Annotated in this window: 14 protein-coding genes and 1 riboswitch; of the genes, 9 read left to right on the top strand and 5 right to left on the bottom strand. The window is 61.1% G+C overall.

Features of this window, described 5'->3' with window-relative positions; translation table 11 throughout:
* Nucleotides 1-77: 77 nt before the first annotated feature.
* Nucleotides 78-632 (top strand): DUF4865 family protein, encoded by a 555-nt coding sequence (locus tag C0058_RS19045; RefSeq protein WP_087694166.1) that lies wholly within the window; start codon nucleotides 78-80, stop codon nucleotides 630-632.
* A 40-nt stretch (nucleotides 633-672) separates the two neighbouring features.
* Here the strand turns inward: C0058_RS19045 and C0058_RS19040 are convergent, their stop codons facing one another.
* Both C0058_RS19040 and C0058_RS19035 read right to left on the bottom strand, forming a co-directional pair.
* The gene (locus C0058_RS19040; RefSeq protein ID WP_032899583.1) at nucleotides 673-1401 is read right to left on the bottom strand and encodes a CbtA family protein; all 729 of its coding nucleotides are present in this window, start codon (nucleotides 1399-1401) and stop codon (nucleotides 673-675) included.
* Nucleotides 1402-1416: 15 nt separating this feature from the next.
* Nucleotides 1417-1629, bottom strand: a complete 213-nt coding sequence (locus C0058_RS19035) for a CbtB domain-containing protein (RefSeq protein WP_003208073.1) — start codon at nucleotides 1627-1629, stop codon at nucleotides 1417-1419.
* Nucleotides 1630-1660: 31 nt separating this feature from the next.
* Nucleotides 1661-1791: riboswitch (cobalamin riboswitch) on the bottom strand.
* A gap of 36 nt (nucleotides 1792-1827) precedes the next feature.
* Between C0058_RS19035 and C0058_RS19030 the strand changes: the two genes are divergently transcribed.
* Genes C0058_RS19030 through C0058_RS19020 form a run of 3 tightly spaced genes read left to right on the top strand, consistent with a single transcriptional unit; the run spans nucleotide 1828 to nucleotide 3937 of the window.
* On the top strand, nucleotides 1828-2391 hold the full coding sequence (locus C0058_RS19030; protein WP_102369319.1) for a histidine phosphatase family protein: 564 nt from the start codon (nucleotides 1828-1830) through the stop codon (nucleotides 2389-2391).
* A gap of 58 nt (nucleotides 2392-2449) precedes the next feature.
* Complete coding sequence (gene cobF / locus C0058_RS19025; RefSeq protein WP_102369318.1) at nucleotides 2450-3205, top strand: precorrin-6A synthase (deacetylating); 756 nt, start codon at nucleotides 2450-2452, stop codon at nucleotides 3203-3205.
* Nucleotides 3206-3217: 12 nt separating this feature from the next.
* Nucleotides 3218-3937, top strand: coding sequence for an alpha/beta hydrolase (locus C0058_RS19020; protein WP_102370283.1), 720 nt, complete (start codon nucleotides 3218-3220; stop codon nucleotides 3935-3937).
* A gap of 144 nt (nucleotides 3938-4081) precedes the next feature.
* Here C0058_RS19020 and C0058_RS19015 read toward each other — a convergent pair whose 3' ends face one another.
* A complete protein-coding gene (locus C0058_RS19015) occupies nucleotides 4082-4660 on the bottom strand; it encodes a hypothetical protein (protein ID WP_003208079.1) in 579 nt (192 codons plus the stop codon).
* 72 nt (nucleotides 4661-4732) lie between these two features.
* Complete coding sequence (locus tag C0058_RS19010; RefSeq protein ID WP_102369317.1) at nucleotides 4733-6541, bottom strand: monovalent cation:proton antiporter-2 (CPA2) family protein; 1809 nt, start codon at nucleotides 6539-6541, stop codon at nucleotides 4733-4735.
* Between the two features lie 359 nt (nucleotides 6542-6900).
* Between C0058_RS19010 and C0058_RS19005 the strand changes: the two genes are divergently transcribed.
* The 3 genes from C0058_RS19005 to C0058_RS18995 all read left to right on the top strand — a co-directional run bounded on the left by C0058_RS19005 (nucleotide 6901) and on the right by C0058_RS18995 (nucleotide 8579).
* Nucleotides 6901-7266 carry a type II toxin-antitoxin system RelE/ParE family toxin gene (locus tag C0058_RS19005; protein WP_102369316.1) on the top strand — a complete coding sequence of 122 codons (366 nt, stop codon included), beginning with the start codon at nucleotides 6901-6903 and terminating at the stop codon, nucleotides 7264-7266.
* Nucleotides 7259-7564, top strand: coding sequence for an XRE family transcriptional regulator (locus C0058_RS19000; protein ID WP_003208085.1), 306 nt, complete (start codon nucleotides 7259-7261; stop codon nucleotides 7562-7564). Before C0058_RS19005 ends, C0058_RS19000 begins: the two co-directional genes overlap by 8 nt.
* A 118-nt stretch (nucleotides 7565-7682) precedes the next feature.
* Nucleotides 7683-8579 carry a LysR family transcriptional regulator gene (locus C0058_RS18995; RefSeq protein ID WP_256579493.1) on the top strand — a complete coding sequence of 299 codons (897 nt, stop codon included), beginning with the start codon at nucleotides 7683-7685 and terminating at the stop codon, nucleotides 8577-8579.
* Here C0058_RS18995 and C0058_RS18990 read toward each other — a convergent pair.
* A complete protein-coding gene (locus tag C0058_RS18990) occupies nucleotides 8569-8970 on the bottom strand; it encodes a RidA family protein (RefSeq protein ID WP_003208087.1) in 402 nt (133 codons plus the stop codon). The two genes, C0058_RS18995 and C0058_RS18990, sit on opposite strands and share 11 nt — an antisense overlap.
* Nucleotides 8971-9151: 181 nt before the next feature.
* On the opposite strand from C0058_RS18990, the gene C0058_RS18985 reads away from it, so the two are divergent.
* The gene (locus C0058_RS18985; protein WP_008437056.1) at nucleotides 9152-10705 is read left to right on the top strand and encodes a DUF726 domain-containing protein; all 1554 of its coding nucleotides are present in this window, start codon (nucleotides 9152-9154) and stop codon (nucleotides 10703-10705) included.
* Nucleotides 10706-10746: 41 nt separating this feature from the next.
* Nucleotides 10747-12066: an Nramp family divalent metal transporter gene (locus C0058_RS18980; RefSeq protein WP_087694160.1), complete on the top strand. Its 1320-nt coding sequence runs from the start codon at nucleotides 10747-10749 to the stop codon at nucleotides 12064-12066.
* Nucleotides 12067-12074 lie beyond the last annotated feature (8 nt).

Genomic DNA, 12074 nt, shown 5'->3' with positions numbered 1-12074 from the left:
CACCTATATCCGGTGATATCTTGCGGAAATCATGGGCGCTGCGCAAGCTGGGCACTCATCTGAACAGGAGCGCCATGATGTTTGCCAAACAGTATTCACACCGCTTGCCAGCCGATTACGACATGGGTGTCATCCGTGAGCGGGCCGCTCGCCTGGGGCCGTTGTGGGATCATGCCGAGGGTTTGCTGTTCAAGGCGTTTATCGCCCAGGAGCGAGGGCAGGGGCCGGGGGTGGGTAACCTGTATTCGTCGGTTTATCTGTGGTCGGATCCTTTGCAGGCTGCGGATTTCTTGCTCGGCGAGCGCTTCCAGAAGGTCCTCGACAGTTTTGGCCAGCCGCACATTGAGTCCTGGTTACCGCTGGACGTGCAGCGAGGTCCGGCGCAAGACGCCTTGAGCCTGTATCGGGAGGAGTGGGCGCTGGCGCCGGGGGCGGACCGCGGGCAAATCCTCGCCGCAGAAAAGGCCCGCAACCAGCAGCTCGCGGACAGCAGCGATAACTTCGCGGTGTTTCTGGCGCTGGATGTGCAGGCGTGGAAGCTGGTGCGAATTACCTTGTCGGCCAAGGCGCTGGATGTGAACCATCCGGGCAATGGCTACGAGGTGTTCTACCTGGCGCGGCCCGGGGTGTGAATGCCGGTAGCCGCCGATGCGTCGGCGGCTACCTGTACCGTCAGGAATTGAGACGCGCCTGAGGCTGGCTCAGCTTGCGCTCGGCCACGGCGCCGAACACCAGGCCCAGGGTGGTCCACAGCACCAGTTGAATCCCCAGGGAGGCCACCCGGAATTTCCACAGCAACACTGCCGAGAACTGTTCCGGCACTTCGTTGATGGTCGGGAACAAGCTGCCGGCCACCGACACGATCACGATGTACAGCGCCACACCGAGGATCGCGCCTGCCCATAGGCCACGGCTGGCAATCAGCTTGCGCGCCGCGTTGATCGCAATCACCGCAGCCGCCACCGACACCAGCAGCATCAGGAAGAACAGCTTGGTGCGTTGCGCGATGGTGGCCGGGTCGCCCACCGATGGCGGGTTGGCCGGATACTTCAGCCCCGGCACCACGATGATCGTCACAAACGCCGCCAATGCCAGCAGCGCTGCCAAGCCACGGGGGCCGACCTTGCCGATGCGGCCCAGGGAGTAGGCGAACACCAAGGCGAAAATGCCACCCAGGGAGACGCTGTACACCACCACGCCGGTGAACAGGCCGAAGGTACTTTGTACTTCGCGGCTCACCAGTTCTTCTTCCGGCGCATCGCCGTGCATCTGTGCCATCTGATCTTCGAAGGCGATGGCCTTGTCGATCTGCGGCTCACCAAAGGTCTTGGCGAAGCCGAAGGCCAAGATGCCGGCGAGCAGGCCCACCAGCATCCCGCGAACGAGTAAATGCCCTGTCATGTCGTCACGCTCCAATCAATGGCAGGGGAAACCCAGCAGGTGGCGACCGTCATGCACAAACTCATGCACGTACATGCCTTTGAACACGGCCGTCGCGCCTTGCTCGGCGCCGACGAAGTAAATCGCGAGCAATAGCAGCAGGCCGCCGAAGATCGCCCAGGGCAGGATTTCGCCCAGGGGAATGGACGGTATTGAAACGTCGGAGCCAGTTGCAGCGGTATAAGCCATGAGAACCTCCAGGGATGACGCGTCCCGAAATGGATAGCGAGTTGGCTGAAACAGGGTCTGGCTTACGGCTAAAAGGCCGAATACAGTGGCGCGACCGCGCCGGCATTGAACCGGCTTCCTGTTGCAGAATGGTTGAAACATGTTGAAACAACTTTGCAAGTCTACGCTGACTGCACCTTAAAACCAGAGCGATTTGTCATGCAGGCCACCCGTTTGACCCTTGTTGCCCACGCCAGCACCCGTGCCCAGAAACAGGCACGCTTTGCGCTGGATGAGTCGGTGGAGATGGACTGGCAGCAGGCGGCGCTTTCCCAGGGGCAACGCTTCAAGCGTGCACCCCTGGTGCTGTGCGGCCCGGAGGCGCGGACCCGGCAGACGGCGGCGCTGTTTGCCGACGATGCTTTGGTTGAAACAGCCCTGCGCGATTGTGATTTTGGCCGCTGGCAAGGGTTGGCGATCGAGGGGGTTCAGCAGGCCGAACCCGAAGCGCTTCAGGCCTGGTTGACCGACAGCACCTCGGCGCCCCACGGCGGCGAGTCGGTAGTGCAACTGTGTGAGCGGATAGGGCAGTGGTTGCAGTCCCTTGAGCAATCCCCGGGGCATGTCGTGGCGGTGACGCATCCATTTGTGATCCGCGCAGCGCTGCTGCATGTCATGCAATGCCCACCCGCCATGTTCAACCTGATCGACGTGGAACCGCTGTCATCCACCGAGTTACGCTTCAATGGCCGTTGGCGCCTGCGCCTGGAAACTCACGCCTGACGTCCCGAACATGGCAAAATCCGTTCCCCGCACCGAGACCCCCCATGAAGACTTTCCCATGAAACGCATCCTGATCATCGGCATTGGCGCCGGCAACCCTGACTACATCACGATGCAGGCGGTCAAGGCGCTCAACCGCACCGACGTGTTTTTCCTGATGGACAAGGGCCAGAGCAAGGACAAGCTGATCGACCTGCGCCGGGAAATCTGCGAGACCTACATCACCGATCACGCCTACCGCTTTGTCGAGGCCGATTGCCCCGAGCGGGTGCGCGGTGATATCGACTACACCACCGCCGTGAAGGACCTGAACCGCGACAAGCAGCAGACCTTCGAACGGATGATCAATGAAGAAATGGCCGACGGCGAAGTGGGCGCATTCCTGGCCTGGGGCGACCCCGCACTGTACGACAGCACCATTCGTATCCTGCAGGCGATCCTCGCCAGCGGCAGCTGCGAATTCGAATTTGAAGTGATCCCCGGGATCACCAGCGTCCAGGCGTTGGCGGCGCAGCACAAAGTGCCGCTGAACCGCATCGGTCTCTCCATCGAAATCACCACCGGGCGCCGGTTGGCGGCGGGGCAGGCGAGTGATGCCGACACCCTGGTTGTCATGCTCGATGCCGAAGATTCCTACCGCACCGTGGCCGATCAGGACCTGGATATCTACTGGGGCGCCTATCTGGGCACACCGGATGAAATCCTGATCAGCGGCAAAGTGGCCGAGGTTGCCGAAGAGATTGAACGTGTGCGCAAGGCGGCGCGCCAGGCCAATGGCTGGATCATGGATACCTATTTGTTGCGCAAACCCTAGAGGTTGATGCTCATGCTCAAACTGATTGCCCTGACGGTAGCGCTGTTTACCGGCGCCGCACAGGCCGAAGACGTATTGCACACAGACCTGCCGCTGCCTTATCTGGAACAGACTCAAAGTGATGCCCGCAACGAGCCGCTGGTGATCTTCCTGCACGGTTATGGCAGTGACGAGGCCGACCTGTTCGGGCTCAAGGACCGCTTGCCGTCGACCTGGACCTACCTGTCTGCACGGGCACCGATGCCGGTGGAGGGCGGTGGTTATCGCTGGTTTCGCAAGAAGCCGGGCGATGGCGATTTTGATGGCGAGACCGCCGACCTGCAGAGCAGCGCCAAGCTGATCGAAGCCTTCGTCGCCCAGGCCACCACCAAGTACCACACCCAACCTGAGCGGGTGTTTCTGGTGGGGTTCAGCCAGGGTGCGATCATGTCGTATGAAGTCGGGTTAAGACATCCCGAAACCCTGCGCGGGATTGCGGCGTTGAGCGGCAGCCTGCTGCCGGTACTCAAGGCCGAACTCAAGCCGGATGCGCCACTGGGCAAGCTGGCGATTTTCATCGGTCACGGGACGCTGGACCAGGCGCTGCCGTACTACTCGGCAACGCGGGCCAACGAGGTATTGCAGGGGATTGGCCTCACCCCGGAATTCCACGGCTACCCGGGGATGATTCATACCGTCGGTGAGGCGGAGTTGCTGGACTTGAAGCAGTGGCTGGAAAAGAGCCTGCACTGAGTCCGGCGATGTGGACGCGGTCAAAATGTGGGAGCGGGCTTGCTCGCGAAAGCGGTGGGTCAGTTAATACATGTGTTGACTGAAACACCGCTTTCGCGAGCAAGCCAGCTCCCACATTAGATTTTCATTGTCAGGTAAATCGGGTTATTTACCGCCGATAATCTGCTTCACCAACAGTGCATGACCGGCTTCATCATCCGCCCGGGAAATGGCCTGCACCACCAATTGGTGGCTGCCGGAGCCCGTCAGGAAGGTGGAACTCAGTGTCTTGCCACCGCCCATGGTCGCGGTGCTGTCGACCTGGCGCAGGGCCAGGCCTTTCACGGTGAGTTTCTTCTCGGCGCCTTTCTTGAAGTCCGGCAGGGCGGCGCTTTGTTCCTTGACGAAATCCGCCACGGCACCGTCGAGGAACTGCGGGTCGTTGTCCTTGATCAGGCCGGCGACACTCGGTTTTTCGACGACGAAGATCACGCTTTTGGTGGCCTGGTCACTGTACATCGTGCCGCTGGCGCCTGCGGTGCCGTGCTCGGCATCACCGGCCGGCAGTGGGTCGGCCAGGTAGGACTTGGGCAGGTTGAAGCTGAACTTGCCATCCAGGGTGGAGATGGTCTGGGTGGCGGTCTTCTGCGCCGCTGGCTTGCTGGCGGCGAGGACTTGGCTGGCGCCGAACCCGGCGGCCAGCGCGAGGGCCAAGAGGGCTGCGGTCTTGCTGAGGGTGGCCATGAAGCTCTCCAGGGATGAACGAAATTGCGCCGTATTCTGTCAGAAAATTCGCAAGATCGTTCATCTCCATCCCTACACCTTGTCGGACTCTTCCTCGATCCGGTCCATCTCAAACAGCCGTGCCAGTTCCGTCCGGGCTTCCTGGGCAGACTGCATCACCTTGGCCGCGTCGTCATACACGGCGTGTTGGGCCGCCAGCAATTGCAGGTCATGGTTTTTGAAGCGGCTGATGCGCGCGTCGGCCTGGGCCTGGGTCAAGCCAAGGCCCGCCAGGGTGCGGCGGCTCATTTCCAGGCTGGAGTAAAACGTCTCGCGCACCGGTGACGCGTCGAGGTCCACCAGGCGGTGCACATGCTGGCGGTTACGGGCGCGGGCGATGATCTTCATGTGCGGGTAGAGGCTGCGCACCAGCTCGGCGGTCTTGATGTTGATCTCGGGGTCGTCCATGGCGATCACGAAAAACTCGGCCTGGTCGACTTTCGCTGCGTGAAGGATTTCCGGGCGCTGCGGGTCGCCGTAGAACACCGGCATGCCGCCGAAACTGCGGGTCAGTTCGATGGTTTCCACCGAGGTGTCGAGGGCAATGAACGAGATGTTCTGTGCCCGCAGGATCCGCGCCACGATCTGCCCCATGCGGCCCATCCCGGCGATCACCACCCGTGGCGCATCGCTTTCGATGGCACGGTATTCCTCGGGCACTTCCACCGGCTTGGCCTTGGGCTTGAACAGCTTCGGGCAGAGCAACAGCAGCAATGGCGTCACGGCCATGGACAGGGTGATGGTCAACACCAGGATGTCGTAGAGGTGCGGCTCGAACAGGCCTTGGTCGCGGCCGATCTTGAACACCACGAATGCGAACTCACCACCGGCTGCCAGCACCACGCCCAGGCGCAGCGCGCTTTCAGGGTTCAGGCCGCCTGCCAGGCGACCCACGCAAAACAGCAGCGGCAACTTGATGGCGATCAGCAGCAGGGTCAGCCCCAGCACGATCACCGGCGCGCTGAACAGCAGGCTGATATTGGCGCCCATGCCCACGCTGATAAAAAACAGACCCAGCAGCAGGCCCTTGAACGGTTCGATCTGCGATTCCAGCTCATGCCGGTATTCGGAGTCTGCCAGCAGCAACCCGGCGAGGAAGGCGCCGAGGGCCATGGACACGCCCACCAGCTCCATCAGCCATGCGGTGCCGATCACCACCAGCAACGCGGTGGCGGTGGAGACCTCCCGCAGGCCGGTCTTGGCGACGATGCGAAACACCGGCCGCAACAGATAGCGCCCGCCGATGATCACCACGGCGATGCTGCCCAGTACTTCCAGGCCGTGTCGCAGGCCCTGGGAGGTGGTGGCGGGATGATCGCTGCCCGCGAGCAGCGGCACCATGGCGATCAACGGGATGGCGGCGATGTCCTGGAACAACAGAATCGCAAAGGCCAGTCGCCCGTGGGGCTGGTTGAGTTCCTTGCGCTCGGCGAGGCTTTGCAGGCCAAACGCGGTGGAGGAGAGCGCCAGGCCAAGGCCCAGCACAATCGCGCTGTTCCATGATTGGCCAAACACGAACAGCGCGACCACGCCGATCACGGTGCCCGTCAGCAACACCTGCGCCAGGCCTACACCGAACACTGCCTTGCGCATCACCCACAGACGCTTCGGTGACAACTCCAGGCCAATGATGAACAGCAGCAACACCACCCCAAGTTCGGAAAACTGACTGACGCTTTGCGGGTTGCCCACCAGGCCCAGCACCGATGGGCCGATGATCACCCCGGCCAGCAAGTAACCCAGCACGGCACCCAGTTGCAGGCGCTTGGCCAGGGGCACGGTCAGGACGGCAGCGAGCAGGAATACAACGGCCGCTTGTAACAGGTTGCCTTCATGGGGCATTGGGGACTCCGGGATCGTTTTGCTGAATCAACAGGTTTTCCTGTAGGAGCGAGCTTGCTTTGCAGGTCCCAAGGCCTTCGCCTCCGGGTTCATTGGATGTCGTCCGGTTCTTTCGCGGCACTCTCCAAACTATTAATACCATTTATTTCAATGAGTTTTATGCACGTGGCGGTCGGGATCATCCGTGGTGCCGGCGCTATGGTCGTGTCTTCAGCCGCGCGAAAGGGTGGTTTTTTATGGTCTGAGCATTGTGCGGGAATAATCTACAAACACTTTTCCGGGACAGACGGAAGCCTGTACACGCCAGGAACTCCTACAGTTATGCCCTTGAGTTTATATTCCATGGATGGCATATTTGCATGGGTTGGGACGTTGAATACACGGACGAGTTTGGAATCTGGTGGGGGGGTCTGGATGCAAAGGAGCAATCCTCAGTATCGGCCAGTGTGGATTTACTGGGCCTTCTGGGGCCAGGCCTTGGCTTCCCCCACAGCAGTGACATCAAGGGCTCCAGGCATGGCTGCCTGCGAGAGTTGCGGGTGCAACATGCCGGGCGGCCTTACCGCGTCCTGTATGCATTTGATCCGCGCCGGTGTGCCTTGTTGCTGATTGGCGGGGATAAAACCGGTCGAGGCCGGTGGTATGACGAATACGTCCCGCTGGCTGAGAAGTTGTATGACGAACATTTGGAAACACTGCTTAAAGAGGGCCGTCACCATGGCTAAAAAATTCAGTGAGCTGCAGGCTCGCATGACACCGCAAGCCCGGGCCGATGCAGAGCGCATCTTCCAGCAACACCTGAAAGAAATGCCCCTGCATGAACTGCGCAAGGCGCAACAGATGAGCCAGGATACGCTGGCCAAGGCGCTGAATATCAATCAGGCGGCAGTGTCCAAAATGGAGCGGCGTACCGACATGTATATCAGCACGCTGCGTAACTATATCCGCGCCATGGGAGGAGAACTGGAGATTGTCGCTACGTTTCCTGATGGCCAGGTAAAGATCGAGAACTTTGCCCACTGAGTCATCCGCTCCGTCAAAGCCCGGCCATGCGCCGGGCTTTTTTGTTCGCTGAATGCCTGTCGTCATTGTGCAGCTTAATGGACAATACTCGCCATTCTTGCCCTCATCGGACATCAACGTGAACCAACTCCTCGCCATGCGTGCCTTCGTCCGTGTCGTCGAAACCGGCTCCTTCAGCCGCGCGTCCGACCAGTTGGCACTGCCGCGTTCCACCGTCAGTAAACTCATCACGGACCTGGAGAAGCACCTTGGCGTCAAGTTGATGCATCGCACCACCCGTGCGCTGGCGGCGACGCCGGAGGGGTTGGAGTACTACAGCCACGCGCTGTGCCTGGTGGCGGAACTCGATGAACTGGACAATGCCCTGCGCGGGCAGAAGCTCAAGCCCGGCGGCCACCTGAAAGTGGATGCGCCGGCGTCCTTTGCCAATTGCCTGCTGATCCCGGCGCTGGTGGATTTTCATCGTGAGTACCCTGAGATCACCATCGCCCTGGGCATCAGCGACCGCGCCGTGAATATCGTGGGGGAGGGTGTGGATTGCGTGCTGCGCGCTGGCAAGCTCGATGACATGGCAATGATCGCCCGCAAGGTTGTCGACCTCGAGTACGTCACTTGCGCGGCCCCCGGCTACCTGGAGCGCATGGGTACTCCCGTGTCTCCCGAGGACCTCGAGAAGAACCACCTCAAGGCGGGGTATTTCTTTGCCGGGTCGGGTAAGCCGGAGCCGTTGATTTTCGAGAAGGGCGCGACTCGGTATGAGGTAGGCAACTGCGCGTTTTCCACCAACGAAGGCAACGGCCTCAAGGAAATGCTGCTCGCCGGCCTGGGCGTCGGGCAGCATTTCAAGACCATCGTTGACTACTACGTCGAGGCAGGCCAGTTAGTCCCGGTACTCGAAGACTGGACCCGGCCCGCCACGCCGTTGCACGTCATCTATCCACCCAATCGCCATCAGAACGCCCGGCTGAAGGTGTTTATCGACTGGGTGATCGAGCGGTTCGGCGTCAGGCAATAATCGCTGTCACGCGGATTTCAATGCGCATTGCCGGCAGCCCCAGGGCTTCTACTCCCAGCTCAGTCCAGATGGGGGCGTGATTGGGCATGTAATGGCGGTACCACTTGACCATCTGCTCGTTCACCTCCGGCGGGAAACCTCCCACGTGGTAGGAATTGACGTGTACCACATGCTCCCAGCCGGCGCCGGCTGCCGCCAGGGTGCGTTCGAGGTTTTGAAAGGCCAGGGCGATCTCGTCGGTGAGGGATTCGGGAATCTGGAACTCGTCATCCCAGCCGCCCTGGCCCGAGGTTTCGACGCGGTTGCCGATTTTGACCGCCTGGGTGTAATGCAGGGTTTCGCGTGCAATGTCGCCGTAACCGGGTGTGATGAAAAACTCGGGCTTGCTCATGGTGTTCCTCGGTTTCAGTGGTTGACCCGACAAAGGTTAATGGACTGAATCTGCGAACAAAATCCGCGTTTTTTGTCATCACTGTGCAGCGATATGGATAGTCCGAGTATCAGTTTTTCACATTCCCGTAGCCCGCCCTTTGTTACTATCGCCCTCCGTCGTCGCCAGGAGTCACCGTCACATGCAACACCAGTGGGATGAAATGCACCGCACCCGCAAGCCCACGTTTGTGTTGTGTGGCGAGCCCCAGGGGGATGTGCTCAATCTCTACGTGCATGGTTATTCGGCGTTCTTCAACCAGCAACAACTGGGTAGTTTCTCCCGGCAACTGGCAACCATCGAAGGCTCCACCAACCTGATGCTGTTCTGGCCGGCAGGGCATTTCCTGGAAAACCTGTTTGCGCCGTTCAAGGATGTGATTACCTCGATGTTGGGTGGCGGCAGCCTGGGTGCCGCAACCATCGGGGTGGGCAAGGCGATTGCCTATTTCCTCGACCACTACAAAAGCGTCGAGGCGCGGGTGGATGAGGTCGCCAAAAGCCTGCTGCCCGAATTGGCCAACTACCTCCATGGCGAGTCGATCAAGGTGCGGCAGATCAACCTGATCGGCCACTCCCTGGGCGCGCGGATCCTGGTCAAGAGCCTGCTGGCCAGCCCTGAGGTGGCCCGTGAGTTGCCGCTGAACAACCTGCTGCTGATGGGCGGTGCGATTTGTACCTCCAGCCCCTGGGACCTGGTCTCGGCGCCGCTCAGCGGTCGGGTGATCAACTGCCACTCGAGCAAGGATTGGGCGCTGGCGCTCAAGCCGGACACCGAGCGCTGCATCGGTCGTTATGCGATCCCGCTGACACCGGCGCTCAAGGCCAAGGTCGCCAACGTGCACCTGGCCACGTTCGACCACGCCGCGTATTGGCCGCAACTGAAGACGGTGGTGCAGTACACCGACCTGCTGCAGGAACGCCGGGGCATGATCCGCGCCGATCAACGCAGCAGCGAAGTGCGCTTTGCGGAAGAGGATGTCGAGCTGTTCCCGCTGCTGGTGCAGGCGCGGCCGGAGGAGTTGCAGTTTTTCGCCGAGCTGATGGCGCAAAAGCGCAGTGCCTCTATCGACGCCACCGTGCGCGAGCCCTTGAAGCTGGCCATCGAGTTGCAGCGCATGGGCGGCGACACCTTTATGAACCTGGCCCGTGGTCATGGCGTGAGCTATCGCGAAATCGCCCAGGACGTGGCGCAGCGGGTGGGTATCAAGTTTGATCAACCGATCGAGAAAGTGGCCCTTGCTGATCTGGAACTGCAGGTTGCCGAACGGCTGATCGAGCAATACAAGGACAAGCTCAGCCAGGCTGATCGCCAAGTGTTCGAGGCAGAGTTGAAGGCTGCGGCACAAAAGGAACAGGGTTTTTTCAATCGTTTCGATGTCGGGCGCTCAGCCACCACTGCCCTCAGCGGGACCGCGCTGGCCGGGTTGACCGGGTTTATCCTGCGCCGGGGCGCGGCCACGGCCATTCCGGTGGTGGGGCAGGCGCTCGCGGCGGCGATGCTGCTGGTGACCGGCGTGCGGGCGTTTTCCGGCCCCGCGTATTCCATCACCACCCTGGCGGTGCTGGTGATCGGGGTGATTCGCGAGCGCCTGGAGCGTGAAGCACTGAACCAGGAGATGGATCTGGTGGTCCAGGTGGTAGAGGCATTTGATCTGCCCCGGGAGACGGTGATGCGTACCGTTGCGTCTGACTGATAAGCTGCGTTCACGTCTTGTGTGAAAGCCTGGTACCCCGCGTGAAATTCAGCCTGCCCAAAATCGCTACCGCCCCGTTCTGCCCGCCGGAAGTCGCCGGCTCCATCGTCGTTGATCCCCGTGCCTCGTTTTTCAAACGTGCGCTGATGTTTGCCGGCCCTGGCTTGCTGATTTCCATCGGCTATATGGACCCGGGCAACTGGGCCACCGCCATCGAGGCCGGTTCGCGCTACGGCTACAACCTGTTGTTCGTGGTGCTGCTGGCGAGCCTGGCGGGGATGGCGGTGCAGTGCCTGTGCTCACGGCTGGGTATCGCCACCGGCAAGGACCTGGCGCAACTGAGCCGCGAGCGCTACAGCCGGCGCTCGTCGTTCGTGCAGTGGATCCTTGCGGAAATCTCGATCATCGCCACCGACCTCGCCGAAGTCCTCGGCTGCGCCCTGGCGTTTCACCTGTTGCTGGGCGTGTCACTGACCACCGGGATTGTCATCACTGCCTTCGATACCTTGCTGATCCTGGCCCTGCAAAATCGAGGCTTCCGCCGGCTGGAAGCGATCATGCTGGCACTGGTGGCGACTATCGGCGTGTGTTTCTTCATCGAGCTGGTGCTGATCAAGCCTTACTGGCCCGACGTGTTTCGTGGTTTCACCCCGTCGTTGTCCGCCATCAGTGATGCCGCACCGTTGTACCTGGCCATTGGCATACTGGGGGCCACGGTGATGCCCCATAACCTCTACCTGCACAGCTCCATCGTGCAAACCCGGCTGGTCGGCAAGGACCTGGCCAGCCGCCAGGACGCGGTGAAATTGGCGCGTATCGATACCATCGGTTCCCTGTCCCTGGCACTGCTGGTCAACGCGGCAATCCTGATACTGGCCGCCGCTGCGTTCCACCAGACCGGCCACACTGATGTGGTGGAAATCCAGGACGCCTATCACTTGCTCGACCCGCTGGTGGGTGGCGCGTTCGCCAGCGTGCTGTTCGGTGTTGCGCTGTTGGCTTCGGGCCAGAGCTCCACGTTCACCGGCACCATTGCCGGGCAAGTGATCATGGAAGGCTACCTCAACCTGCGCATTCCCTGCTGGCAGCGACGCCTGATCACCCGTGGCCTGGCGCTGATCCCGGCGTTCCTCGGGGTGTGGCTGATGGGGGATGATGCCATCGGCAAGCTGCTGATCCTCAGCCAGGTGGTGTTGAGCCTGCAGTTGCCGTTTGCGTTGTTTCCGCTGATCCGCATGACGGGTGACAAGCGCCTGATGGGGCCGTTCGTCAACAGCTTGCCTACGCGGCTGCTGGCCTGGAGCTTGTTTGTGGTGATCAGCGGGGCGAATGCCTGGCTGATCGGGCAGTGGTTGTTTTGAGCGAAGTG

Source organism: Pseudomonas sp. NC02, assembly GCF_002874965.1.
Classification (GTDB): Bacteria; Pseudomonadota; Gammaproteobacteria; order Pseudomonadales; family Pseudomonadaceae; genus Aquipseudomonas.
Note: the sequence above shows the minus strand (reverse complement) of the source record. Positions and strands in the feature narration are given on the sequence as shown.

Coding starts and splice junctions, on each gene's coding strand:
- C0058_RS19045 (WP_087694166.1), top strand. CDS start 78: ATGTTTGCCAAACAGTATTCACACCGCTTGCCAGCCGATTACGACATG.
- C0058_RS19040 (WP_032899583.1), bottom strand. CDS start 1,401: ATGACAGGGCATTTACTCGTTCGCGGGATGCTGGTGGGCCTGCTCGCC.
- C0058_RS19035 (WP_003208073.1), bottom strand. CDS start 1,629: ATGGCTTATACCGCTGCAACTGGCTCCGACGTTTCAATACCGTCCATT.
- C0058_RS19030 (WP_102369319.1), top strand. CDS start 1,828: ATGCAGGCCACCCGTTTGACCCTTGTTGCCCACGCCAGCACCCGTGCC.
- cobF (WP_102369318.1), top strand. CDS start 2,450: ATGAAACGCATCCTGATCATCGGCATTGGCGCCGGCAACCCTGACTAC.
- C0058_RS19020 (WP_102370283.1), top strand. CDS start 3,218: ATGCTCAAACTGATTGCCCTGACGGTAGCGCTGTTTACCGGCGCCGCA.
- C0058_RS19015 (WP_003208079.1), bottom strand. CDS start 4,660: ATGGCCACCCTCAGCAAGACCGCAGCCCTCTTGGCCCTCGCGCTGGCC.
- C0058_RS19010 (WP_102369317.1), bottom strand. CDS start 6,541: ATGCCCCATGAAGGCAACCTGTTACAAGCGGCCGTTGTATTCCTGCTC.
- C0058_RS19005 (WP_102369316.1), top strand. CDS start 6,901: ATGGGTTGGGACGTTGAATACACGGACGAGTTTGGAATCTGGTGGGGG.
- C0058_RS19000 (WP_003208085.1), top strand. CDS start 7,259: ATGGCTAAAAAATTCAGTGAGCTGCAGGCTCGCATGACACCGCAAGCC.
- C0058_RS18990 (WP_003208087.1), bottom strand. CDS start 8,970: ATGAGCAAGCCCGAGTTTTTCATCACACCCGGTTACGGCGACATTGCA.
- C0058_RS18985 (WP_008437056.1), top strand. CDS start 9,152: ATGCAACACCAGTGGGATGAAATGCACCGCACCCGCAAGCCCACGTTT.